Here is a 24,131-nt window from a genome sequence, read left to right as displayed (position 1 = left end):
CGGTACGGGCGTGGCTTCGACAGCACTCACGGACCGGACCTCGCGGAGGTCGGGGTCGTCGCGACGTCCTGGTTGACGGTGTCCTGTCCGGGGGTGTCGTCCTGTCCGGGGGTCTCGTCCTGTCCGGGGGTGTCCTGCTTCTCGGCGTTCTGCTTGGCGCCGTCAGCGGAGTTGAAGCTCTTTATCCGGGCGATGCCCGCCTGGAGGTCGTCCACGGGGATGCCGCTGCGCACCTGGTCCTGGAGCACGGGGGCGAGGGCGGAGACGCGGGCGTCCTGCTCGGTGTAGGCGACCTTCTTGAACGAGACCGACCCGAGTTCGACGTCGACGCCCTGGAAGACCACCAGCTCGTCTCCGCTGGCGCCGACGTAGTACTGACTCTGGGTCCACTGGTAGCCGAAGTAGCCACCGCCGCCCACCACCGCGGCGACGACCACGACCGCCGTGGCCGGCCGCAGCCAGGATCTGCGCTTCCCCGAGCCCCCTCCCCTGGACCGCCGTGCGGAGGATCTGCTCCCCCGCACGGGTTCGTCGTCGAGGTCCTCGTCCGTGATCACGGGTTGCGGCGCGGTGGCGGCCATCGCCCCCGGGGCGGGTTCACCTCCCGTCGAAGCCGGTCCGAACCCCCGGCCGGAACCGGCCGCGCCCACGATCGCGGCGGCGGCTGCGGGCGGCGGCGCGTCGCCCACGTCGATCACATCCGCGACCACGCAGGTGATGTTGTCCGGTCCGCCGCCCCGGTTGGCGAGGTCGATGAGCTGCCGCACGACGTCTTCTGGGTCTTCGACCGTCGTGAGCGTGTGGTGCAGGGTCTCGGCGCTCACGACCGTGGACAGGCCGTCGGAGCAGAGCAGGTACCGGTCGCCCACCTGGGCCTCCCGGTCCTGCAGGTCGGGGTCGACCTCACCGCTCCCGTCGAGCGCCCGGAGGAGAATCGAGCGCTGCGGGTGGTTGGCCGCCTCCTCCTGGGTGATGCGGCCGTCGTCCACCAGGGACTGGACGAGCGTGTGGTCGTGCGTGATCTGGAAGAGCTCGTCACCACGCAGCATGTACGCGCGGGAGTCCCCCACGTGGACGAGCGCGAAGCGGGAACCCTGCCAGAGCATCGCGGTAAGGGTGGTGCCCATGCCCTTGAGGGTCGGGTCCCGGGCCACCATCGCGTGTAGCTGATGGTTGGCGTCCCGGACCGCCGCCTCGATGTCGCCGAGCAGGTCACCGCCGAAGGCGTCCCCGTGATCCGCGCCGCGGTCCAGGGACGATATTGCGGCGATGGCGACCGAACTGGCCACCTCACCGTGGGCATGCCCGCCCATGCCGTCGGCGACGGCGAGCAGGCGGCCGCTGGCATACGCCGAGTCCTCGTTCCCCTCACGGAGGAGACCGACGTCCGAGCGAGCGGCGTAGCGGAGTGCGATTGTCATTTGCGCAATTCGATGACGGTTTTGCCGATGCGGATCGGAACTCCGAGGGGCACCGGGGTCGGGCGGGTCACTTTAGAGCGTTCAAGGTACGTGCCGTTGGTCGATCCGAGATCTTCAAGGATCCACTGGCCGTCCTGGGGAAACAACCGGGCGTGCCGGCTGGAGGCGTAGTCGTCGCTGAGGACCAGCGTGGCGTCGTTCGCCCGGCCTATGGTGATGGGCATCTCCGTAAGGTTGATGATGGTCCCTTGCAGGGGGCCACCAGTGACGATCAGTTGGCGGGGTTCGCCCTTCTTCTGCTTGGGCTTCGGCATGGGCCTGGCCTGCTTGGCCGGCTTCCGTGCGGACGCGGGAGCCGTACGCGGGCCGAACAGGTCTGTCCGGATGACGCCGACCGCGGCAATCACGAAGAACCACAGCAACGCCAGGAAGGCGAGCCGGATCAGCAGCAGCGTTAGCTCGGACATGGACCGCTTGTCTACCTCTAATCTCGCCGGAACACCAGAGTCGTTCGACCCAGTGTCACCCTCGTCCCGTCCTGCATTTCGATCCTGCGGATCGGCTGGCCGTTGACGAAGGTACCGTTCGTGGACCCCAGGTCGACGAGCACAACCTGCTGCCCCTCCACCCTTAACTCCGCATGATGCCGTGACACGCCCGGATCCACGAGCCGAAGATCGCAATCGGTGCCGCGCCCGAGCAGGGTCACCGGCGTGGTCAGCTCGTAGGACCGCTGCCCCTGCGGATCATCCTGGGTGGAGACCAGCAGGCGAGGGCGCCCCACGAACGCGCTCGGCCGACTCGCGGGCAGGTCGCTCACCGGCTGGCGGATCTCGTCCTGCTCGACCGTCGCCCCCCGGATGACGCCCGACCTGATCCGGAACAGTCCGACCGCGAGATCGTCGGCGGTTTCGAACCGCACTCGGACCGGTCCCACGAACGAGTATCCCTGCTCCTTCGCGTACTCCCGGGCAAGGTTCGCCAACTCGTGACTCAGGCTGTCGGCGTACACCTCCAGCCGCTCACTGTCGGTGATCGAGAGCTCCACCACGAAGTCGTTAGGCACGAGCGTGCGACCCTGAGCGACGATCGCGGCCCGCTCGTCCATCTCCCTCTGTACGGCGCTGGCCACCTCGACCGGCTGGAGATCGGACTTGAACGCGCGCGCAAAGGCCCCTTCAACCAACCCTTCGAGCCTTCGCTCGAAGCGCTGAAGGACTCCCACCGGATACCTCCCTCCACTCACTGTTGGTCGCGACCGCTCCGGTGCTGCGTAGGTCATGTTCTGACAAATGCTGCCCGTCGCCGACGTCCCTTAGGAAGGATCGTATCCGGGTTCGGTACCACGGGCGGTTACGTGCTAACCTTTCCACGCAACCCAGCAACTGGGGGGCAACCGCGACGGGCAAGTGGCGGAATGGCAGACGCGCACGGTTCAGGTCCGTGTGTCCGAGAGGACGTGGGGGTTCAACTCCCCCCTTGCCCACCAGAAGGCAGCCTCGTACGGTCGGAAGCAGAGCTTCCCCCACGAGGCTTTCTCTTTTTCTCCTCCGGGAATCGGCACCGCTCCCTGGATCGATTTCGGTCCCCTCGGGGGACGCCCCGGCTGACGCGGCGTGGGCGAGGAGGTCCCACCCACGCGTGTTCTCCCGCGACATCCCCCCTCCCCCCGCCGTGATCTTGCAGTTTCTCGCAGAGATGGCCTCTGACCTGCCCTCTCACCCTTCGTGATCTTGCAGATTCGTGGTTCGGGCGGCTGAACCGCGGAAATACCGATGACCATCTTGCAGTTGGAACTCCATTGCAAGATCACCAAGACGGTCCACCCAGGTCAGCGCCCATGGATGCGAGTTTCTCCAAGATCACGAGAGGTGTCCTCCCTGACCAGCACCCGAACCTGCGAGTATTCGCAAGATCACCACATGGGGTTGGTCGCGGGGGATTTCTGCCGCCGACTGTCACGATGCCCAACTGTCTCGCCATTCGGAATTATCTGTCTTGAAATGAGAGATGGGCGTATGGTGCGGGATATGGATCGAGTCGGGGAGTCCTTCGCGAAGTCCGGCCGCGCACGGCGGGGCGTGATTTCCGGTGCACGACCGAATCCATGGCTGATGCTCGCCCTCGGCGTGGCCGGCCAGGGCTCCGCGTGCGTCTTCATGTACGGCCTGCCGTTCCTGCTGCCCACGTTCCAGTCGGAGCAGGGCCTGTCCCTCGCCCAGGCCGGCGTCGTCGTCGGGGCGCCCTCTGCCGGCATGCTGTTCACGCTCGTCGCGTGGGGGTGGATCGCCGACAGGTACGGCGAACGCCTCGTGATGACCGTGGGCCTCGGCCTGGCCACGGTGCTGCTCGTGCCCGCGGCGTTCTCGACCGGCCCCGGCGCGCTGGCGGCGCTGCTCGGCGTGGCCGGCGCCGCGGGCGCCGCGACGAACGTGGCGAGCGGCCGGGTCGTCCTCGGCTGGTTCCCGAAGGAGCGGCGCGGGGTGGCGATGGGATGGCGGCAGTGCTCCCAGCCGCTCGGCGTCGCCGTCGCCGGGGTGGTCACTCCGCTCGCCGTCCACATCGGAGGCGTTCGTGGCGCGCTGCTCGCGATGGCCGCCATCTGCCTCGTCATGACCCTCTGCGCGGGCTTCCTGATCGTCGATCCGCCCCGCCCGGTCGCGGTCGCCCGGTCCGCCGGCACGCCCGGCAGGAGACCGGGGAACGCGTCGCCGTACGGAAATCCGGCGCTGTGGCGGGTGCACGCGGCGAGCATGCTGCTCGTCGTCCCGCAGTTCGCCACGGCGGCGTTCGCGCTGACCTACCTGGTCGCCGAGCGGAACTGGCCGGCCGCCACCGCGAGCGGCCTGATCACGGTCGCCCAGTTCGCCGGGGCCGGTGGACGGCTGCTGTGCGGTCGCTGGTCCGACCGGGTGGGCAGCCGGGTCCGGCCCATGCGACAGCTCGCGCTGGTCAACGCCGCGGCCATGATCTGCCTGGCGCTGGCCGTACACGCCCAGGCCACCCGGTTGGGCGGCGTGGTGGCCCCGGCACTGTTGATCGCCGCGCTGGTGATCTCGATGAGCGGCAACGGGCTGGCCTTCACGGCCGTCTCCGAGCTCGCCGGCTCGTCGTGGGCCGGTCGGGCGATGGGCGTGCAGAACACCGTCCAGAACCTCGTGGCGGCGGGCACGCCGCCCGCGCTCGGCGCGCTCATCACCCACACCGGGTTCGGTACGGCGTTCGCCCTGGCCGGCGTGATCGCCCTCGCCGCCTCGGCCGTCACGCCGGCCGCCACGCGTGCCGCCACATGCGCCACTGCACGTGCCGCCGCTCCGGCCGACCGCGGGTCCGCCGATCGGACCGGAGAGACGCTCACACGGCCAGAAGCTCCCCGAGCAGGGTCGTGAGATCGATCACCCCGACGACCCGGCCCGACGCATCGGTGACCAGGCCCAGCTGCGCGTGCGCCTCCTGGAGCACGGTCACCGCGTCGGGGAGCGTGGTGCCCTCCGCCACGCGGGGCGCCGAGGTCGCCATCTCCTCCGGGCGGCGGTCCGGCCGGAGGAGCACGTCCCGCACGTGCAGCACGCCGAGCACGTCCTCGCCGGAGACCACCAGCATGCGGCGTGTGTCACCGCGGACCGCGGTCTCCCGCACCATCCGGTCGTCGGCGCCCGCGGGCACCGAGGGGACCTGGTCGAGCGGCAGCATGAGCCGTTCGACCGGCTGTGACTGGACCCGCAGCGCACGGGTGAGCAGGTCGTGCTCGTCCCGGTCCAGCATGCCCATCCGGCCGGATTCCGCCACCAGCAGGGCGAGCTGGTGCGGGGTGCGGGTGGTGGCGAGCTCGTCGCGTGGCCGTACGCCGAACAGTCGCAGCGTCTCGTTGGTCAGGCCGTTCAGCACGGCGAGGATGGGCCGCACGACCCACGTGAACCCGCGGAACGGCAGGGCCAGCCCCATCGCCGCCCGCTCGGGGTGGGTCAGCGCGAGCGACTTCGGCGCCATCTCGCCGACGACCATGTGCAGGAACGTCACGAGTGCGAGCGCCGCGACGAACGCCGTGGGGGTGCGCAGCGACTCGGGCAGCAGCACGAGCACCGGCTCGAGCAGATGCTCGAGGGCGGGCTCCGCGACCATGCCGAGCCCCAGCGAACACAGCGTGATGCCGAGCTGGGCGCCCGCGAGCATGAGCGACAGCTCACGGCTGCCGCGCGCCGCCGCGCGTGCGGCGGCCCGGGCCAGCCGTCCCCCGGAGAGGGCGAGCTCCTCCAGCCGGTGCCGCTTGGTCGAGACGAGGGCGAACTCCGCGGCGACGAAGAGCCCGTTGGCGATCAGCAGGAACACCCCGAGCAGGATCGCGCTCAGATTGCCGCTCATGCCGTGCTCTCCCGCAGCAGGCTCCTACGGGAGGCCTGTCGCTTCCGGGAGAAATCCCGCCTTCCGGGCTCGTCGCCCGTACGGAACTCCTCCGCCTTCCCGGCCTCTCCGGGCTCGTCGGACTCGCCGTGGCCACTGTCGCGCAGCGTCAGCCGTACCCATTCGGGGACCCGGCGGCGCACGCCCAGGACCGTGAGCACGGCCCGCCGCGCGCCGGCCTCGTCGTCGGCGAACGGGTCGGCCTCCGGCAGCACCTCGGTGCCCACCTCGTCGCCGGGCTCGGCCATGCGGCCCAGGACGGCGAGCACCAGCCCGGCGATCGTCTCGTAGTCGTCGCTCTCCGGAAGGCGTACGCCGGTGGCCCGCTCGACCTCGTCGAGGCGGAGGGTGCCCGGCACCTCCCAGCTCCCGTCGTCGCGTGCGACCACGCCGAGGGGCTCGGGGTCGTTCTCGTCCACCAGCTCGCCGACCAGTTCTTCGGCGAGGTCCTCGATCGTGACCACGCCGGCCAGCCCGCCGTACTCGTCGATGACGCAGGCGAACGTCTCGCCCGACTCGGCCATCCGCTTCAGCAGCGCGGGCAGCGGCAGCATGGCCGGGACGAGCACGGGGGCCCGGGTGATGCCGCCGATCATCCCCTCGCGGGGCGAGCCCGCGTGCAGATACTCGGGAATGCCGGTGATGCCGACGACCTCGCCGGTGTCGGCGCCGAGCACGGGGTAACGCGAGTGGCCGTGGGTGCGCAGGGCCTCGAGGAACTCCCCGACGGGCTGCCCGGCGCGCAGCGACACCACGCGGGGGCGCGGGACCATCACGTCCTCGGCGGTGCGGTCGCCGAACTCCAGCGCACGCTCCAGCAGGTCGGCCAGCCGGGGCGGCAACTCGCCCGCCGCGGCCGACTCCGCCACGATGCGGGACAGCTCCTCGGGGGTCGCGCCGTGTTCGAGCTCCTCGACGGGCTCGATGCCCACCAGCCGGACCAGCCGGGTCGCGGCGGAGTCGAACAGGCGGATCAACGGCCCGGCGACCTTGAGGTAGACGAGCGTCGGGCCGGCCAGGAATCGGGCGACGGATTCCGGGCGGGCGATGCCCAGGTTCTTGGGGGCCAGCTCGCCGAGGATCATCTGGACCACCGTGGCGATCACGATGCCCAGGGCCACGGCGATGCCGGGCACGGCGGCGGCGGGCACTCCCATGCGCTCCAGCGGGTCGCGCAGCAGGTCGGCGATGGCCGGCTCGGCGATGAAGCCCACCAGCAGCGTGGTGACGGTGATGCCGAGCTGGGCGCCGGAGAGCATGAACGACAGACGGCCGGTGACGTCGAGAGCGCGCCTGGCAGCGGTGTCACCGGCCGCGGTCTGCTCGCGCAGTGCCGTACGGTCCGCCGCGACGAAGGCGAACTCCTGCGCGACGAAGAATCCGGTGGCGACGGTCAGAAGAAGTACGGCCAATAGGCCCGCGGCGGCGCTCATCGAGCACCCGCCGGGTGGAGTCGTGATCCCGTGCCGAGGCACGGGCCGGTACTCCAGGAGTCCGGAGCGGACACGTCATTCCTTTCGTGTGGTGGTACATAACCGTAACGGCTCGGCACCCCCGGTTGGTTTCCCCGTCACCGGTCATGGCATTCCGATCATCGATCACCCCCTCAGCTCGGGGAACTGGTCGTCCCGCCATTCGCGGCCCGGCACTGCCGCGCCGGCGGCCGCCGCGGCCTCCTCCCTGGTGCGCAGCTCGACGCGGCGGATCTTGCCGGAGATCGTCTTGGGCAGCGCGTAGAACTCGAGCCGCCGTACCCGCTGGTAGGGGGCGAGGTTCTCCCTGGCGTGACGCAGGATCGCCAGCGCGGTCTCGCGATCGGGCTCCCAGCCGGAGGCCAGGGCCACGTACGCCTTCGGCACCGCGAGGCGGATCGGGTCGGGGGCCGGCACGACGGCGGCCTCGGCCACCGCCGGATGCTCTATGAGCACGCTTTCCAGTTCGAACGGCGAGATCTTGTAGTCGGACGCCTTGAAGACGTCGTCCGTACGGCCGATGAAGGTGATGTGACCGTCGGCGTCACGGGTGGCCACGTCGCCGGTGTGGTAGTAGCCGCCGGACGTCACCTCGGCCTGGCGCTCCGGGTCGCCGAGATAGCCGGTCATCAGGTTGGTCGGGCGCCGGGACAGGTCCAGGCAGATCTCGCCCTCGTCGGCGGGCCGCCCGGTGACCGGATCGACGAGCACGACGGGGACGCCGGGCAGCGGGCGGCCCATCGAACCCGGCTTGATCGGCGAACCGGGCGTGTTGCCGACCAGGGCCGTCGTCTCGGTCTGGCCGTACCCGTCGCGGATGGTCAGCCCCCAGGCCCGCTCCACCTGCGAGATCACCTCGGGGTTCAGCGGCTCGCCGGCGGCGAGCGCCTCCCGCAGCTTGCCCGGTCCGCCCGACAGGTCGGTCTGGATCAGCATCCGCCACACCGTCGGCGGAGCGCAGACCGATGTGATCTCCGCCTGGCGGATCCGTTCGAGCAGCGCGGCGGCGTCGAACCGCGAGTAGTTGTAAATGAAGATCGTCGCCTCGGCGTTCCACGGCGCGAAGAAGGAGCTCCACGCGTGTTTGGCCCAGCCGGGCGAGCTGATGTTGAGGTGTACGTCCCCGGGACGCAGGCCGAGGAAGTACATCGTGGTCAGGTGCCCGACCGGATAGGACACCTGCGTGTGCCGTACGAGCTTGGGCCTGCTCGTCGTGCCCGAGGTGAAGTAGAGCAGCAGCGTGTCGTCCGGTGCCGTACGCGCCTCGAACGCGCCCGGGGCGTCGATCGCGTACGCGCCCCGATAGCGGTGCCAGCCCGCCGGGCCTTCGCCGCCGACGCGGATGCGGACGTAGTCGCCGGCGACGGACTCGAACTTCCCGGCGTCGGCCGCGTTGGCGATGACGTACCGCGCCTCGCCCCGGTGGACCCGGTCGGCGAGATCGGCGCCGCCGCTGGCGGTGGTCGTCGGCATGATGACCGCGCCGAGCTTCATGATGGCCAGCATCGACTCCCACAGCTCGACCTGGTTGCCGAGCATCAGCAGCACCCTGTCGCCCCTGCCCACTCCGAGACCGGCCAGCCAGGCCGCCACCTGGTCGGAGCGGTGGGCCATCTCGTCGAAGGAGTATCTCCGCTCGGCGCCGTCCTCCTCGACGATCCACAGCGCCGTCCGGTCGTTGCCCCTGGCGATCGCGTCGAACCAGTCCACGGCCCAGTTGAACGTCTCTCCCTCGAAGACGGGCCAGGCGAACTCCGTCACGGCCCCGTGATGGTCGCCGCCGAGCCGCAGCAGCAGGTCACGGGCGTCGCGGAAGGCGGCGGTATTGGTCGTCTGCGGCACGTTGGAACTCCTCTGTTTCTTTGCCGGTGATGTCTCATGTCCATTCGCCGGGGAGCCGACATCGAAGAAGGGAGGGGCGAGATCCCGATCGGAACCGGGATCGGCGGTGTGCACGGACCGGTCGGCGCTGCCGCGGCCCCGTGCCCGGGGCGAATCGCAGAGCCTGTTCGAGGAAACCGGTCTGTCCAATCTGCCCATATTCATTCGCGCTCGTGGCGGATCGTCAAGACCATCGTGGTTTTATCGGCCGCTGACGACGACGCACCTACTTTGCGGGCGATGGCGTTACCGTAAAGGCAGGACAAAGCCGGGGGCGGGCGGCACGATGCCGTTCGGGTGCGAGCGTGGGAGTCACATTGGCCGAGGACGACGAGGCGACCCGGGCGATCCGGCGGCAGCCGGGGACGCCCCCGCCCGCGGCGGCCGGTCGGCCGCCCGCCTGGCAGCCGTCCCCCGCGCCGACGCCCCCCGCGCGTTCGGCGTTTCCCGCGCCGGGACCACCGGGTGATCTCCGTCACGACCGCCAGGAGCGCCGGGACAACACGATCCCGAGGATCAGGTCCAAGGTGTACGGCAAGCCCCGGTCCGGCCAGGCACCGGTACGGCCACTCGGTGGCGACGGTGGCGACGGTGGCGGTGGTAGCGGTGGCGGTGGCGGTGGCCGTGGAGGTGGCGGTCACGACGATCAGCGTGCGCGTGACGGCGGACGGCGCCGGCCGATAGGGAAGATCATCTTCAGGATCGTGGCCGCCCTGCTCGTCCTCCTGATCGTCGCCGCCATCGGCCTGTACTTCTGGATCGGCGGCCGGCTCAAGCACACCGAGGCGCTCACCGACTACAGCGGGCGGCCCGCCGAGACCCCCGGGCAGGACTGGCTGCTGGTCGGCTCCGACAGCCGGGCCGGTCTGACGAAGGCGCAGCGCAGGAAGCTCGCCACCGGCAAGGCCGTCGGCAAGCGGACCGACACGATGATGCTGCTCCACATCCCGGAGAGCGGCCGGCCGACCCTGGTCAGCCTGCCCCGCGACTCGTACGTCCCCATCGAGGGTCACGGCAGCGACAAGCTCAACGCGGCGTACGCCTTCGGCGGGCCGGAGCTGCTGACGAGGACCGTCGAACGGGTCACCGGCATCCGGATCGACCACTACATGGAGATCGGCTTCGGGGGCTTCGTCGGCATCGTCGACGCCATCGGCGGGGTCAACATCTGCGTGAAGCAGAACATCAAGGACCCGAAGGCCGGCATCAACCTGAAGAAGGGCTGCCAGGACATGGACGGCGGCACCGCGCTCGGCTACGTCCGGACGCGGGCGACGGGGGCCATCCCCGACTTCGACCGCACCCAGCGCCAGCGCCAGTTCTTCTCCGCCGTGGTGCAGAAGGCCGCGTCCCCCGGCACGCTGCTGAACCCGTTCACCTCGGTGCCGCTCGGGCTGAGCGCGGCCGACTCGGTCGAGGTCGACTCCGGCACCGGCCTGTTCGACCTGCTGTCGGTCGGCCTGGCCATGCGGGAGGGCCCGATCACCACGGCGGTCCCGATCGGGTCACTGCCGACGATCAACGGCGCCGCGGTGGTGAAGTGGGACAGGGAGAAGGCGCTGCGCCTGTTCAACGCCCTTGCGGAGGACAAGCCCGTCCCCAAGGACGTCATCACCAAGTGAGACCGGGCGACCGTCGCGCCGGCGATCACCGCTACCGTGACGGCCGCCTGGACCGGGCGAGGACGGCCCCCGCCACCGCGGCGTCGAGCTCCACCGAACCGACCAGCGGCCTACCGGTGTCGTCACGGTAGGCCGGCAGGAGGACTTCCTCCGCGATCGTCAACGTTCGCGTCGCACGATGGAGCCTAATGTCCGGGTCATCGCACCGTGCGGCCACAATGGGGCTTATGGGGATCTCTGCGGAACTTCATGCCATCGGGCGGCCGATGCTCGACGCCCAGCTCGCCCACCCGACCGTACGCGGCATCGCGGCAGGTGACCTGCCCGAGCCGGTGTTCCGGTCCTGGCTGGAGCAGGACTACCTGTATCTGCTCGACTACGTGCGGGTCTTCTCCCGGCTGGCCTGGCAGGCTCCGGACAACCACCTCGGCGACCTCGTCGATCTCGCGTACTCGACCTGGCACGACGAGCTCGACCTGCACCGTTCGTTGTCCGCCGAATTCGGCGCGGATCTCGAAGGCGCGAAGAAGGGGCCGGCCTGCGTCGCCTACACGTCGTTCCTGCTGGAGTCGGCGGCGAACTACGCCGAGGGCCTGGCCGCGCTCTACCCCTGCGCCTGGGGATATTCCACCCTCGGCCGGATCCTCGCCGAGAACCCGCCCGCCGAGCCGCGCTACAAGCGGTGGGTGGACACCTACGCCGATCCCGGCTTCGCGGCACTGGCCGTACGCATCGCGGAGATGATCGACGAGATCGAACCCGAGCCGGAGCGGACCAAGGAGCTGTTCGTCCAGGCCATGAACCACGAGCTCGCCTTCTGGGACGTTCCCGTGTAGGCGGACCCCCTCGGGTTACCGTGGACACATGCCGGAGCTGCCCGAGGTCGAGGCCCTTGCCGAGTTCCTGCGCGAGCATGCCGTCGGACACGCCGTCGTGGGTGTGGACGTGGTGGCGTTCCAGGCGCTGAAGACCGTCGACCCGCCCGTCACGGCGCTGGGCGGCCTGACCGTCACCGGGGCGGGCCGCCACGGCAAGTTCCTCGACCTCGACTGCGACGGGCTGCACCTCGTCACGCATCTCGCCCGGGGCGGCTGGCTGCGCTGGCGCGACGACCTCACGGGCGCGAAACCGGTGCGCCCCGGCAAGGGTCCGCTCGCGGTGCGGGTACGGCTCTCGCCCGCCGAGGACGGCCGGGCCCCGGGATTCGAGCTCACCGAGGCGGGCACCCAGAAACGGCTGGCCGTCTATGTGGTGAGAAATCCGGATGAGGTGCCGGGGATAGCGAGCCTCGGCCCGGACCCCCTCGCCGACGACTTCACCGTCGAGACGCTCGCCTCGATCGTCGGCGGGAGCCGTACCCAGATCAAGGGGCTGCTGCGCGACCAGAAGGTGATCGCCGGCATCGGCAACGCGTACTCGGACGAGGTGCTGCACGTGGCGCGGATGTCGCCGTTCAAGATCGCGGCAACGCTGACCGACGACCAGGTGGCGGACCTGCACACGGCCATCGTGACGACCCTCCGTGACGCGGTCGGCCGGGCCAGGGGCCTGGCGGCCAAGGATCTCAAGTCCGAGAAGAAGTCGGGCCTGCGGGTGCACGGCCGTACGGGCCAGGCGTGCCCGGTCTGCGGCGACACGATCCGCGAGGTGTCGTTCGCCGACTCGGCGTTGCAGTACTGCCCGACCTGTCAGACCGGTGGCAAGCCCCTCGCGGACCGCCGCCTGTCGCGGCTGCTCAAATGATCAGACGGACCACGGCGGGGTGATCTTCTCATCGCCGATGAGGCCCTGCACTCCGGCAGTGGTGCAGCAGACGAACTCGGCGGGCGCCACGTCCGAGGCGTTGCCGATCCGGCCGAGAGTGTTCGCCGGGAAGATGATGACGTCTCCGGGGCCCGCTTCACAGGTCCGCCCGTCGATCACGCCTCGCACGGTGCCCCTGATGACGAGCAGCACCTCCTCATGGGTCAGGGTGTGCGCGGATCCCGTCCGGCCCGGCGGCAGTTCGGCCCGCCAGACGGCGAGTTCCTCGGTGCCCCGGGACGGTACGGCGAGCGGGCGGAAGGTGACTCCGTCGAACTCGAACGCGGGCGCGTCGGCCCCCTTGGCCACGGGCATGAATACCTCCTAAAATGGTCAATCAAGCTGACGATAAAGTAAACCAAGTTGACCATATGGTCAAGGGGATTGACGATGAAGCGCAGGCGAGGCGAGATCCCGCTGCTCATGGCGATGGCGTATCGGATCATGATCGACGATCTGCACGCCCAGATCGAGGCGGAAGGCGGCGACCCCCTGCGTCCGGCCCATGGGTACACGTTCAAGTTCCTGCTCGACCGCGATGACGCGACCACCGTCGACCTGGCCGACCACCTCGGCATCACCAAGCAGGCCGCATCCAAGATCGTGGAAGAGCTGGAGCAGTGGGGATACGTGACGCGCCGCCCGCACCCGACCGACCGGCGAGCCCGGGCGCTCGGCCTCACCCCGAAGGGACAGGAGTACGTCGAGCGCGCGAACGAACTGCGGGGCCGGACCGAGGATCGCTGGGCGGCCCTCATCGGATCCGACCGGCTCGACCAGATCTACGAGGACCTGTGCGCCCTCGTGGACTCGGCGGGCGGGCGCACCCCGCCACGGCCCGTCTGGTAGCCGCCCACCGGCTCGTCCACAGCCCGCGAAGTAATCCACAGGCTGTGGACAACCTGCTCGTGACGAGATCGGCGGAGACATGCCGGCGCCGTCTCCGCCGGGACACCGCCCGAACATCTCCTGAGACCGGCGAGAATGAGCGCATGATGGTGCCGGAAATCGCGGCGAACGCCGTACCCGAGAACGCATATCTGCTGGACGTCCGCGAGATCGACGAGTGGCAGGCGGGACACGCGCCGCATGCCGTCCACATTCCCCTGGGCCATCTTCAGGCCCGGGTCGACGAGCTTCCCCAGGGCGACACGGTCTATGTGATCTGCCGTGTGGGCGGCAGGTCCGCCCAGGCCGCCATGTGGCTCAACCACATCGGCAGAAAGGCGATCAACGTCGACGGCGGCATGCAGTCATGGGCCGCCGCCGGCCGCTCCATGGTCAGCGAGACCGGCACACCCCCCTACGTCGCCTAGAAGTCTCCACGGATCAGCCCCCCAAACCCTCGCCGTGATCTCGCAAAAGCTTGCAGCGATGTCCTACGACCTGCACAAACCCCTTTCGTGATCTTGCACTTTCTCGCAGGGAGCGCGCCCCACCTGCAACGGAGCCTTCCGTGATCTTGCAGTGCAAGATCACGGAAGGTGTTCATGCAGGCAGCCCACCATGGATGCGAGTTTCTGCAAGATCACGACAAGGAAGTGTGCAGGTAGACGGGCAAGCTTGACAGTATTCGCAAGATCACGCGGTGGGGTTGGGGGATCACGCGGTGGGGGTCGCGAGGGGGGTGAGGTTCAAATTGGGACAAAGGGATGCCATAATCCCGGTTTGACAGCTGAATAACCGCGGGAGCTCGGGCGTGACCGGGCTGAGAGGGCGGCTCCTCGAGACGAGAGGCGTGCCGCCGACCGCCTGAACCTGTCCGGATAATGCCGGCGTAGGGAGCGTGCGATGACGTCCGCCCATGTCGAACCCGATGGTCTCGTCGACCCCGAGCGGTCCGAGGTCCCCCTGACCCTCGACGAGGAGGCCCCCAAGACGCTGGGGCTGCTCGACCAGGGGGCGTTCTGGGCGAACCTCGGCGTGAGCCTTCTCGGCTTCTCCGGGGCGCTGTTCCTGCTCGACCCGCTCGGCGGCAAGCCGGTGACGCTCACGGCGGCGCTGCTCGCCGCCGTCATCGGCAGCCTGATCGGGACTGTCATGGTCGGGCTGGCCGCGATCCCCGGCACCCGGACGGGCAAGCCGGCGATGGTGCTGCTCCGGGGGCTCTTCGGGGCACGGCTGTCGTACATCCCGACCGTGCTCAACATCGTGCAGATGCTCGGCTGGGGGGCCTTCGAGCTGTGGGTCATCGCCATCGGCGCACAGGCGATCTTCGGTACGGCCGTGCCGTACAGCGTGTGGGTGATCGTGGCCGGGGTGGTCACGATCGCGCTCACGATCCGCCCGCTGGGGGCGCTGCGGCTGCTGCGTCGCTACGTCACGGTCGGGGTCGTGATCTCCATGATCTGGCTGGCCGTCGCGCTGGTGGCCAAGGGACCGACGCTCGCGGACGGCGGCTCCTGGGAGGCGTTCGCGCCGGCCGTCGACTACGTGATCGCGCTGTCGGTCTCCTGGGTGCCGATGGCCGCCGACATCGCCCGGCACTCCAGGTCGAGCGGCGCTGCGTTCACCGGGGTGGTCGGTGGCTACACCATCGCGCAGGTCGCCTGCCTCGCCCTGGGCATCGCCGCGCTCGCGCTGGTCGGAAACGACGTGGACAGGGTCTGGGACCCGTTCGTGGCCGCGCCGCTCGGCGGGCTGTTCTTCGGCATCCTCGTGCTGCGCGAGGTGGACCAGTCGTTCGCGAACGTCTACTCCACCACGATGTCCATCCAGAACCTCGCGCCGCGCTGGGACCGGCGGGTGGTCTCGGTCGTGATCGGGGTGTTCACGATCGGGATCGCGCTGCTCGCCGACGTGAACTCCTACGGCGCGTTCCTCAGCGTGATCGGCGCGGTCTTCGTCCCGATGTTCGCGGTCCTCGTGGTCGACTACTTCCTTCTCAGGGGCGCCTCGCGCTGGAACACCGCCGGTGACGCGCCCGCCCGCTGGTCGATGATCGTCCCGTGGATCCTCGGGTTCGTCGCCTTCTGGATCGTCACCGCGCCCCCCGAGGAGATGAGCTGGTGGGACCGCGCCTGGGTGGAGGTGCGCGAGGCCATCGGGTTCGTCCACCAGCCGTGGATGAGCGCCACGCTCGCCGCGTTCCTCGCCGCCGCCCTGGTGACGCTGCTCCTCCACCCGATCACCCGCCGCCAGCACCGCAGCGCCGCGTGACCCTGTAGGCGGAGCCGCCACAGGGCTTGTCGCCCTCTCGGCAAACCGCGACGGGCCGCCCCTGACAGACGGAAACCAGCGCCCAAAAGGGTGGGATGGGAACCATTCAGCCAGCTCATCGCCTAATCGTTAGGAAAAACGTCTTACCTCTTACTAAAGACCATAACCAAGTCAAGATCTTGAAAAGGGGGCGATCGGTCCGGCAGGCTGTGGAACGAGACAAGCCGATAGGGCCACGGGCGGGACCCTTGCCAAAGAACTCCGCCCGTGACCCGACTTCGAACAAGAGGAGTGTACGCGCATGCGCACCAGACTCGCCATGGCCGCTGCGGCCTGTTCGCTGGCCGCCTTCAGCTTCACAGCGGCTCCCGCGACAGCCACCCCCGATCCCCTACCGTCGTCCGACGCTGCAGTCTCATCCAGCTCCGACGCCGGCATCATGGCCATCCCGCCTGGCTGCGCCGCTTGGATGGACTACACCGACCGAGGCCGGGCGCACATCAACTGCGGCTCACAGAATGTCGATGTACGCGTAACCGTCAAGTGCAACAACGGTAAGACCTACAACAGCAGCCCCTACTGGCGCTACCAGTCCAACAGGGCTGAATGTCCGGTCGGCATCGGCGCCATCGCAATGAGCGGCGACACCAGGTAGAGCTAGTCATAGTTAACTAGTTCACGGCGGCCGCATTTCGGTACGGCAGCTTGAGTCAGCGGAGTGGGACCCGGCCGCTTGAAGACGGCCAGGATTCACGTGACCAAGCAACCGTCCGCATGACGAAGTGCGGCCGCCACCCACTTCCAGCGATCCACGGGATCCAATATAAGCGGCAGAACAATCCAACCAGCTGTACTATGGAGATGCCCGGGAGTCATAATAGTCAATCAATGATTGACCCACCCATCAAATATTGGCAATTAACCAATGAATCTTTCTGTTGCCCTATCCGACCACCACGGCGTTCGCGAAAAATCATCTCGCCTTGACTGGCTGGACGGCTTACGTGGGGTGGCGGCGGTCGCGGTGGCCGTCCACCATGCCACCTTCGTTTACACACCGCACGCGCGAGAAGCACTGTTACAGTGGTTCAACCCAGGATTCTGGGGCGTCATGGTGTTCTTCCTGATCAGCGGGTACATCATCCCCGCATCCTTGGAACGGCACGGCGACTTATCACGGTTTTGGACTAGCAGGATATTCCGGATCTACCCGCTCTGGGCCGTTGGGGTGGCCGCATTAGTCGTGCTGGCCGTGACCGGCATCAGCGAATTACGCGGGGAATTACGTCGGTTTGATTCGGTTACGGCGACTCTGTCCCATGTAACCATGATGCAGGATCTGTTGACCGTTCCCAACGCAGTCAATGTGCTGTGGACACTTTCGTATGAAATGGCGTTCTATCTCCTGGTCGCAGGAATGTTCGCGATCCGTTGGCACCGCCGTTCTGTAGGCACCGCGGCCTCTCTCATCTCCGCTGGGCTGCTGCTCAGTCTCCTGGGCCCGGTCACGTTCTTCACCGGGGCGATCGGCGCTCCCGCCGCCGTTGCCGTGACAACGCTGATCATGGCCTTCGCGATCGGATCCGCATACCTCGCCGGCCCGAAGCTGCGAAAGGCCGCACTGCTCGCGGGAGCCGTACTCGCCCTGATGCTGGTAACCCTGAACGGCAGGCTGTCACCGTGGTTCGGGCTGTCCATCTTGGCCGTCATGTTCACCGGCACCGTCCTGTACAGAGCCGAACATGGACAGGTGCACCGGCGAACGGCCGCGCTGACGGCCGGGAGTGTGCTCGTAATCGTGATCGTTCAGGGATGGCTACATCCAGACGAAACCGAGGGTGGACCCATCGCGTGGACGATCTCGATGCTGTCCTCCGCGGTCGCATTCGGCTTCGGCATGGTGGTACTGCGTCGCAGGACACCGAAATGGCTGTCGCTGCTGGGGCTCACGAGTTTCTCGGTCTACCTGCTCCACCCTCTGGTGCTGAAGGTGTCCGATGCGACGGTCGGCCGCTGGCGGGAGTACGACAATCCGATTCCGCTCATCGTATTCCTCCTGGTGCTGCTGCCGATCTGCTGGGTGACCTACCGGTACGTTGAGAAGCCAATGCAGCAACAAGGCCGGAAGATCATTCAACGGGCGGCCTCACGGTGATCCTGACACGGTCGGTGTCAAAGAGCCGGGCACCACAAATGGGCGATGCGCCCACCACCAGAACGCGTGCGCTGGTGATCCTGCCGCCCGCCTTTCTGGCCCTCCTGCTCGGCCTTTGGCAACCTGGCCTGTCATTCTGGCGAGACGAGGGTGTGACAGCCGGGGTGACACGTCGGACGATCCCGGATATCTTCCGGTTTCTGGCAAACCTGGACGCAGTGCATGGAGCCTACTACCTGCTGCTTCATCCTGTCGCCGACATGTTCGGCACCGGAGAACTCACGTTGCGGTTCCCGTCTATCCTGGCGACCGCGGTCACGGCGGCGGCCACCGCCCATCTCGCCAATCGCCTGATAATGCCGAAGGCGGGGCTAGCGGCCGGACTGCTGTACGCCGGCGCGCCGTTCGCCAGCCGGTTCGCCCACGAGGCCCGGCCGTACGCGATCGCGACGATGTTCACGGTGCTGGCGACGATCTTCTTCCTCGGAACCATTGAGCGACCGGGCCGACGGTCCCATCTCGTCTATGGCGGCTCGCTCGTACTGCTGGGCATGATCCACCTGTTCGCCCTGCTGGTGGTCATCGCCCATCTGGTCACGCTCACCCTCCTCAGAGACGGGCGCACGCGCCTACGGCCCTGGTTCATCACCGTGACCGCGGTGGCCACCGTCCTGAGCCCGCTGATCGTCATCGCCATAACACAGCGAAATCAGGTGAGCTGGCTCAGACCTCCAGGATGGAGCGATGTGTCTGCGCTGCTCACGGTTTTCTCGGGCTCGCGAGCGCTGATCTTCTTCATGGCCGTGGCCATAATCTCGGGCACTGTCCTCACCAGCAAGGACGCCGGAAAGTACATCCAGCGAACGCCCATGCTCTGGTCGCTGGCGGCGCCCTGGCTTCTCGTGCCGCCCACGATCCTGCTGCTGATTTCTCAGCTCTACCCGCTCTATTCCGCCCGCTATGTGAGCATGTGCCTGCCGGCGCTAGCCCTGCTCGCCTCAGTCGGAGTCACCCGCGTACCAGGCATCACATGGCTGATCCCGCTCGTTCTGTACGGCGCGTTGGCCGCCCCCTCACACATGGCTCAGCGTCGACAGTCGAGCGAGCCCGACCAGTTGCGCGAAGCGGCGCGAATCATCAGTAGTCATGCGTCGCCCGGCGAGGCGATCGTCTACCTACCCACCAACCGGCGGGCCGTCGCCGAGGCATACCCGGACGCTTTTCAAAAACTCCGGGATGTGACCCTGAACGTGTCACCGGCGAGCGCGGGAAACTTAGGCGGCATCGAGGCCACCCCACAGGAGATCCGCCGCCGGCTGAGCGACGCCGCCCTGACGCGGGTATGGCTGCTGGAAGGCGAACAGCTCTGGCGTGGCCCCACCCTGGATCCCCTCAACCAGGCCAAGGTGGACGCACTAGAGAAAAGCTTCCGCCAAGACGGGCGATGGCGAGTGCGCAGCCTCACCCTCACCCTCTATGTCAGAACAGGACATTCGACAAGCGATCGTCGATCCGACAACCGAAGGTTGACAGGGGAGGGGTCTCCGGGTCATCTCTGATAACCCCTACAGGCTAGAAAGGGCACCCTCGAGGCGGAGCAGGTGTTCCTTGGCCGCCGGGCCGCCCGCATAGGCGGATCCCGGCGAGCCCGGCGATTCGACGGCGCGATGGCAGGGGACGATGACGCACACCGGGTTGCCGGCCAGCGCGTTGGCCACCGCGCGCAGCGCCTGCGGTCGCCCGATCCGCTGCGCGATCTCCTGATATGTCGTGACCTGGCCGTACGGCACGGCGAGCATCATCCGCACGACCGTCCGCGAGAAGCCGGTGACGAGCTGGAGATCGACCGGTGTGGAGAACGTGCGCAGCCGACCGGCGAAATAGGCGTCCAGCTCCCGGCGGACCGGGTCGAGCCGACGCGGATCCGGCCCGATGAACGAGCCGATCGCACGGGAGACGCGCTCGAAGACCGCGTGCTCGTCGTCATAGCTGCAGATCGCCACGCCGCGGCCGGTCACCGCCAGGGTCAGCCGTCCGACCGGGGCGTCCACATGCCCGAACGCCACCTCGGGGGGCGACTCGCCGACATAACCCGGCGCGGTCACGCGCAACAGGGCCTCGAGGTCCTCTGTGGACATTGGCGCCCCGCTTTCTCTCACTCCGTGGCAGCAGCGTATCGGAGCCATCTCAAGCTGCCGGAAAAGCCCAAGATCAAAAGGTGAAAGGGGGCACGATGGTGACGTGGGTGACTTCAAGGCCAAGGACGCGTGGGACGAGGACGGCATCGCGCGCGCCGTCGTCGCCGGCTCCCCCGACGCGATCGTCGCCCTCGACCGGGACCTGTCCGTGCTGAGCTGGAACGCCGCGGCCGAGCGGCTGTTCGGCTGGCCGGCCGAGGAGATCGTCGGCCGCCGGCCGCCGATCGTGCCGGACGAGCTGATGGCCGAGCACAACGCCGTGCTCGAACGCGTGCGCACGGCCTCGGACGCCCGGGGCCGGGTGTCCCTGCGCACCAAGCGCTTCCACCGGGACGGCGCGCTCCTCGACCTGCGGGTGGACACGAGCGCGCTGCGTTCGGAGGGCGGGGCGCTGCTCGGCTACGTCAGCGTCTATCACTCGGCCGAGGACGACGACGCCGCCCAGGGCAGGGCCGTCAGGCGCGCGCTGCTGGTCCGGCGGCTGACCGACGTGGTCGGGGACATCAACGCGGCGCTCGACCTTCCCGTCGTGCTCGACCGCATCGCCGCCAGTCTCACCGACCTCACCGGCGCCGACGCCGGCGGTTTCGTGTCGATCGAGGGTGATCGCCTGCGCCTGGTCGGCGTCCACCGGCTGCCGGAGGCGCTGCGCGGGGTCACCGCCGATCTGCACACCAGCCTTGTGGACAAGCTGCTGCGCACCGGCAAGACCGTGCTGCTGGAGACCGGCCCGGAGGGGTTCGGCGATCTGGTCTGGGCTCGGGTTCCCGGCCTGCACACGATCGCCGTGGGGCTGGCGGTCGTCGGCGGACGTCCTTATGGGGCGCTCTACGCCTTGTTCTCCAAGCGCAAGGCGGGCCACCTGGAGCTGGAGCTCCTCGAACTGCTCGCGGGCCACGCCGGCATCGCGGTCGGCAACGCCATGGCCTATCAGGAGGCGGTGCGGCAGCGCGCCCACGAACGCGCGGTGTTCGACGCCAGCGCCGACGGCATAGCCGTACTGGACGGGAGCGGACGGGTCGTCCGGTGGAACCCGGCGGCGACCGAGCTGACCGACGTCGCCGCCGAGGACGCGATCGGCGGTCCGCCGCCCTTCCCGCTGCCCGAGCCGGGGGCCAAGCTCACCTTCCAGCTTCACTGCGACCGCCTTCCCCCTGGCCGGTGGCTCGACGTGCTGTGCGCGGAGATCCCCGAGACCGGGGAGATCGTGGTGGACTTCCGCGACGTGACCCGGGCGAAGGAGCTGGAGGAGGCCAAGGACCTGTTCCTCGCCACCACCAGCCATGAGCTGCGCACCCCGATCACGATCGTGCGCGGGTTCGCCAGCACGCTCGACGCCCGCTGGGATCACCTGTCCGACGACGAGCGGCGTTCCGCCGTACGGACCATCGCGGAGCGGTCGCGGGCACTCGGGCAGCTCATCGATCACCTGCTGCTCGGAGCACGGGCCGGCGCCGACGAACTCAAGGTCAAGGTCGAGCTCTTCGATCTGGCCGATCGGGTCCGCGCGGCGACCCTGGGACTGCCGGTGCTGTCCGACCGGCACCGGGTCGAGGTGGACATCCCGCCCGGCCTGCCGTCCGTGTACGGCGACCCGCTGGCGACCGACATCCTGCTCGGCCAGCTGCTGGAGAACGCGTTCAAGTACTCCCCCGACGGCGGGCTGATCCGGGTGGGGGCGTGGCCGGAGGACGACCTGGTCGTCCTCGTCGTCGACGACGAGGGGATCGGCATCGCACCCGGCGACCGGGAGCGGATCTTCGAACGGTTCGTCCAGGCCGACAGCGGCAACCGGCGCAGGTTCGGCGGGGTCGGCCTCGGCCTCCACATCGTGCGTAGCCTCGCCAGGGCCCAGGGTGGTGATGTCACCGCTCTGCCCAGGTCCGGAGGAGGCACCCGAATGCGGGTCGTTCTCAACCGGGCCCGCCCGGACCGCTCATCCGATACCTCATCCGACACACCGGAGGGGTAACAGGCTTGCCTGGCAAGAGCTGATCTATTGTCCAATGTGCACAAGCTGTGATCGGAGCACGGTTTCCCCGTCGATCCAACGGGGCATTTCGGTCGTACTGGGGCTGTTGTTCTCCTCAGGAGGCGGTGTCTCTGCCAAGGGACGGTCTTCTGCGGGACTGAATCGGGGAGGTGAGTGCGACGAGCGTCGTGCTACTGCCGTACGCACCGTCGAGCGTCGCCGTCGCACGTCAGCGCCTCAGTGCCGAGCTGCTGGCCACGGGTGTGAGCGCCGGAGTGGTCGATGACGTGGTCCTGGTGATGAGTGAACTGCTGAGCAATGCCCTGCGACACGCGCATCCCCTGCCGTCCGGCCAGCTCAGAGCCGCCTGGCACTGCTCGGAGAGCCAGATTGAGGTGGCGGTCAGCGATGGCGGGGCCACCACCGAGCCGCGGGCCGGCCGTCCCACGCTCTCGTCGCTGGGCGGCCGGGGGCTGGGCATCGTCGAATACCTCGCGGATCGCTGGGGGGTCCGCCACGAGGCGGAGGCGACCACCGTCTGGGCCGTCCTGGCCGCCTCCTGGGCCAGCCGAAACGGCAACAACCGGACAACCGGCACTCCCGCCCTCCGCGAGGTGGGCTAAACCGCGACTGGACCGAGCAGCGCGCCAAGCCGGTCGAGTAATCCGATCCGCGCCATCCGTCACATTCCGCCAGGACCCGCCGAACCGGCCGGGCAGGATGACCAGCCCGGCCAGGAGTCAGACGAACGGGCCGGGGAGGGCCCGGACGGGGATCACCTTTATCGGTTCTCGGTTTAGCGGTTCATCGGTTCGTTCATCGGGAGAGCTTCCCGACCACGGTGATCGCCGCCACGACGAAGAATGCGACGATCGCGAGGATGAGCAGGAACTTCAGCGTCGCGAACAACGCGGGGATGATGAATCCGAACACCAGCCAGAGGGCGAGGATGATCCCCAGGACGGTCAGCGCGATACGGGCCATAGCCACAAGGTACGCGGTGGCACCGACAAGTGCGAGCTTGATCGCATGCGTCGGAGCAATCGCCGTACCGGGCGTCGGGCAGTGACCCCAGGTCAAGAGATCATGTCCAGGTTTCACGTGAATCATGCCTTCTCGGTATGAGAGACATGGATGTCAGGTCGCCAGAGCTGGAGCCCCTGATAGGCGGCGGAAACAGCTCGGCCAGACTTAACGTGGGGATGTGCGTTGCGGAGAATCGCCCCACGCGAACCGGCTGATGGGAAACGACTGATGCATAAGCGCGCCTCCCGCGTCCTGGTCGCCGAGAGCGACCCCGCCGTCGCCGAGGTGGTGGCCCACTACCTGGAACGCGAGGGCCACGAGGTGGAATGCGTGGACGACGGCGTCGAGGCGCTCGGCCGGGCCATCGCCGACCCTCCCGACCTGATCGTCCTCGATCTGGTGCTGCCCGGGCTGGACGGCCTCCAGGTCTGCCGGAAGGTACGCGAGCAGCTACCGGTTCCCGTCATCATGATCACCGCTCTCGGACACGAGATCGACCGCGTCGCCGACCTGGAGACGGGTGCCGACGACTACGTCACCAAGCCGTTCAGCCCGCGCGAGCTCGCGCTCCGCGTCCAGTCCGTGCTGCGCCGGGCGCGCGGCGGCCCGGCCGCCCCCGACGACCACCGGCCCGCCCGGACCACCCGATCAGGCCAGGGCGGCCGGGGCACCCTGCCGGCCACGTCCCATGCCCTCGCCCCCGCAGGGACGACCGTGCTGCGCGACAGCGACCTGGTCGTGGAGCCGGGGACCCGCCAGGCGTGGCTGGCCGACAGGGAGATCACGCTGACGGCGCGGGAGTTCGACCTGCTCGTCTACCTGCTGCGCAACCCGCGTCAGGCGTTCAGCCGAGCCGAGCTGCTCAATCGGGTTTGGGGATGGTCCTTCGGCGACTCCTCGACCGTGACCGTCCACGTGCGCAGGCTCCGCGAGAAGATCGAACCGGATCCGACCGATCCCAAGCGGATCGTCACGGTCTGGGGCGTCGGCTACCGCTATGAGCCGTTGCCGTGACACCCGG

The 24,131-nt window shown here is 68.6% G+C and carries 23 protein-coding genes, 1 tRNA gene and 1 riboswitch; of the genes, 14 read left to right on the top strand and 10 right to left on the bottom strand.

Annotation, left to right across the window (positions count from 1 at the left end):
- Window positions 1-26: 26 nt before the first annotated feature.
- From AP234_RS18455 to AP234_RS18445, 3 genes are read right to left on the bottom strand one after another with little or no spacing between them, the layout of a single operon-like run.
- Complete coding sequence (locus AP234_RS18455) at window positions 27-1,421, bottom strand: PP2C family serine/threonine-protein phosphatase (RefSeq protein ID WP_083502218.1); 1,395 nt, start codon at window positions 1,419-1,421, stop codon at window positions 27-29.
- Window positions 1,418-1,888 (bottom strand): FHA domain-containing protein FhaB/FipA, encoded by a 471-nt coding sequence (locus AP234_RS18450; protein ID WP_055480911.1) that lies wholly within the window; start codon window positions 1,886-1,888, stop codon window positions 1,418-1,420. The genes AP234_RS18455 and AP234_RS18450 overlap by 4 nt, the downstream gene beginning before the upstream one ends.
- Before the next feature lie 17 nt (window positions 1,889-1,905).
- On the bottom strand, window positions 1,906-2,646 hold the full coding sequence (locus tag AP234_RS18445) for an FhaA domain-containing protein (protein WP_055480910.1): 741 nt from the start codon (window positions 2,644-2,646) through the stop codon (window positions 1,906-1,908).
- Between the two features lie 178 nt (window positions 2,647-2,824).
- On the opposite strand from AP234_RS18445, the gene AP234_RS18440 reads away from it, so the two are divergent.
- Window positions 2,825-2,910 (top strand) — tRNA-Leu (locus AP234_RS18440).
- A gap of 541 nt (window positions 2,911-3,451) precedes the next feature.
- Window positions 3,452-4,810 carry an MFS transporter gene (locus AP234_RS18435; protein ID WP_063842980.1) on the top strand — a complete coding sequence of 453 codons (1,359 nt, stop codon included), beginning with the start codon at window positions 3,452-3,454 and terminating at the stop codon, window positions 4,808-4,810.
- On the opposite strand, the gene AP234_RS18430 is transcribed toward AP234_RS18435, so the two are convergent.
- The 3 genes from AP234_RS18430 to AP234_RS18420 all read right to left on the bottom strand — a co-directional run bounded on the left by AP234_RS18430 (window position 4,776) and on the right by AP234_RS18420 (window position 9,136).
- Entirely contained in the window at window positions 4,776-5,783 is a 1,008-nt protein-coding gene (locus AP234_RS18430; RefSeq protein WP_055480909.1) for a CNNM domain-containing protein, read from the bottom strand. The genes AP234_RS18435 and AP234_RS18430 overlap by 35 nt on opposite strands.
- Window positions 5,780-7,255: a hemolysin family protein gene (locus AP234_RS18425; RefSeq protein ID WP_083502217.1), complete on the bottom strand. Its 1,476-nt coding sequence runs from the start codon at window positions 7,253-7,255 to the stop codon at window positions 5,780-5,782. Before AP234_RS18425 ends, AP234_RS18430 begins: the two co-directional genes overlap by 4 nt.
- A gap of 165 nt (window positions 7,256-7,420) precedes the next feature.
- The gene (locus AP234_RS18420; RefSeq protein WP_055480908.1) at window positions 7,421-9,136 is read right to left on the bottom strand and encodes an AMP-binding protein; all 1,716 of its coding nucleotides are present in this window, start codon (window positions 9,134-9,136) and stop codon (window positions 7,421-7,423) included.
- Between the two features lie 344 nt (window positions 9,137-9,480).
- On the opposite strand from AP234_RS18420, the gene AP234_RS18415 reads away from it, so the two are divergent.
- Window positions 9,481-10,797 (top strand): LCP family protein, encoded by a 1,317-nt coding sequence (locus AP234_RS18415; RefSeq protein WP_235558235.1) that lies wholly within the window; start codon window positions 9,481-9,483, stop codon window positions 10,795-10,797.
- 31 nt (window positions 10,798-10,828) lie between these two features.
- On the opposite strand, the gene AP234_RS38715 is transcribed toward AP234_RS18415, so the two are convergent.
- Window positions 10,829-10,960 (bottom strand): GPP34 family phosphoprotein, encoded by a 132-nt coding sequence (locus AP234_RS38715; protein WP_235558234.1) that lies wholly within the window; start codon window positions 10,958-10,960, stop codon window positions 10,829-10,831.
- Window positions 10,961-11,024: 64 nt separating this feature from the next.
- Here AP234_RS38715 and AP234_RS18410 point away from each other — a divergent pair, with 64 nt between their 5' ends.
- On the top strand, window positions 11,025-11,633 hold the full coding sequence (locus AP234_RS18410) for a TenA family protein (RefSeq protein WP_055480907.1): 609 nt from the start codon (window positions 11,025-11,027) through the stop codon (window positions 11,631-11,633).
- A gap of 28 nt (window positions 11,634-11,661) precedes the next feature.
- Window positions 11,662-12,540: a DNA-formamidopyrimidine glycosylase family protein gene (locus AP234_RS18405; RefSeq protein WP_055480906.1), complete on the top strand. Its 879-nt coding sequence runs from the start codon at window positions 11,662-11,664 to the stop codon at window positions 12,538-12,540.
- Here AP234_RS18405 and AP234_RS18400 read toward each other — a convergent pair whose 3' ends face one another.
- Window positions 12,541-12,915, bottom strand: a complete 375-nt coding sequence (locus tag AP234_RS18400; protein ID WP_055480905.1) for a cupin domain-containing protein — start codon at window positions 12,913-12,915, stop codon at window positions 12,541-12,543. It lies immediately after the preceding gene.
- Window positions 12,916-12,990: 75 nt separating this feature from the next.
- Between AP234_RS18400 and AP234_RS18395 the strand changes: the two genes are divergently transcribed.
- The 6 genes from AP234_RS18395 (at window position 12,991) to AP234_RS18370 (ending at window position 19,473) form a co-directional block, all read left to right on the top strand.
- Complete coding sequence (locus tag AP234_RS18395; protein WP_055480904.1) at window positions 12,991-13,449, top strand: MarR family transcriptional regulator; 459 nt, start codon at window positions 12,991-12,993, stop codon at window positions 13,447-13,449.
- Between the two features lie 143 nt (window positions 13,450-13,592).
- A complete protein-coding gene (locus AP234_RS18390; protein ID WP_055480903.1) occupies window positions 13,593-13,916 on the top strand; it encodes a rhodanese-like domain-containing protein in 324 nt (107 codons plus the stop codon).
- Between the two features lie 359 nt (window positions 13,917-14,275).
- Window positions 14,276-14,401, top strand: a riboswitch (TPP riboswitch).
- A complete protein-coding gene (locus tag AP234_RS18385) occupies window positions 14,392-15,759 on the top strand; it encodes a cytosine permease (RefSeq protein ID WP_055480902.1) in 1,368 nt (455 codons plus the stop codon). It overlaps the preceding riboswitch by 10 nt.
- Before the next feature lie 301 nt (window positions 15,760-16,060).
- Window positions 16,061-16,414 carry a hypothetical protein gene (locus AP234_RS18380; RefSeq protein WP_055480901.1) on the top strand — a complete coding sequence of 118 codons (354 nt, stop codon included), beginning with the start codon at window positions 16,061-16,063 and terminating at the stop codon, window positions 16,412-16,414.
- Window positions 16,415-16,684: 270 nt separating this feature from the next.
- On the top strand, window positions 16,685-17,914 hold the full coding sequence (locus AP234_RS18375; RefSeq protein WP_083502216.1) for an acyltransferase family protein: 1,230 nt from the start codon (window positions 16,685-16,687) through the stop codon (window positions 17,912-17,914).
- On the top strand, window positions 17,911-19,473 hold the full coding sequence (locus tag AP234_RS18370; RefSeq protein WP_152990486.1) for a glycosyltransferase family 39 protein: 1,563 nt from the start codon (window positions 17,911-17,913) through the stop codon (window positions 19,471-19,473). The genes AP234_RS18375 and AP234_RS18370 overlap by 4 nt, the downstream gene beginning before the upstream one ends.
- Before the next feature lie 6 nt (window positions 19,474-19,479).
- Here AP234_RS18370 and AP234_RS18365 read toward each other — a convergent pair whose 3' ends face one another.
- Window positions 19,480-20,052, bottom strand: a complete 573-nt coding sequence (locus AP234_RS18365) for a methylated-DNA--[protein]-cysteine S-methyltransferase (protein ID WP_055480898.1) — start codon at window positions 20,050-20,052, stop codon at window positions 19,480-19,482.
- A gap of 103 nt (window positions 20,053-20,155) precedes the next feature.
- Here AP234_RS18365 and AP234_RS18360 point away from each other — a divergent pair, with 103 nt between their 5' ends.
- A complete protein-coding gene (locus tag AP234_RS18360) occupies window positions 20,156-22,084 on the top strand; it encodes a PAS domain-containing protein (RefSeq protein WP_055480897.1) in 1,929 nt (642 codons plus the stop codon).
- Between the two features lie 170 nt (window positions 22,085-22,254).
- Entirely contained in the window at window positions 22,255-22,707 is a 453-nt protein-coding gene (locus tag AP234_RS18355; protein WP_055480896.1) for an ATP-binding protein, read from the top strand.
- A 193-nt stretch (window positions 22,708-22,900) separates the two neighbouring features.
- On the opposite strand, the gene AP234_RS37670 is transcribed toward AP234_RS18355, so the two are convergent.
- Window positions 22,901-23,068 carry a hypothetical protein gene (locus AP234_RS37670; RefSeq protein WP_162842205.1) on the bottom strand — a complete coding sequence of 56 codons (168 nt, stop codon included), beginning with the start codon at window positions 23,066-23,068 and terminating at the stop codon, window positions 22,901-22,903.
- A 270-nt stretch (window positions 23,069-23,338) separates the two neighbouring features.
- On the opposite strand from AP234_RS37670, the gene AP234_RS18350 reads away from it, so the two are divergent.
- The gene (locus tag AP234_RS18350) at window positions 23,339-24,124 is read left to right on the top strand and encodes a response regulator transcription factor (RefSeq protein WP_055480895.1); all 786 of its coding nucleotides are present in this window, start codon (window positions 23,339-23,341) and stop codon (window positions 24,122-24,124) included.
- The last annotated feature ends 7 nt before the right edge of the window (window positions 24,125-24,131 follow it).

Source organism: Sphaerimonospora mesophila (genome assembly GCF_001417795.1).
Classification (GTDB): domain Bacteria; phylum Actinomycetota; class Actinomycetes; order Streptosporangiales; family Streptosporangiaceae; genus Sphaerimonospora; species Sphaerimonospora mesophila.
The sequence above is the reverse complement of the archived record's forward strand: the minus strand, read 5'-3'. Positions and strand labels throughout refer to the sequence as shown.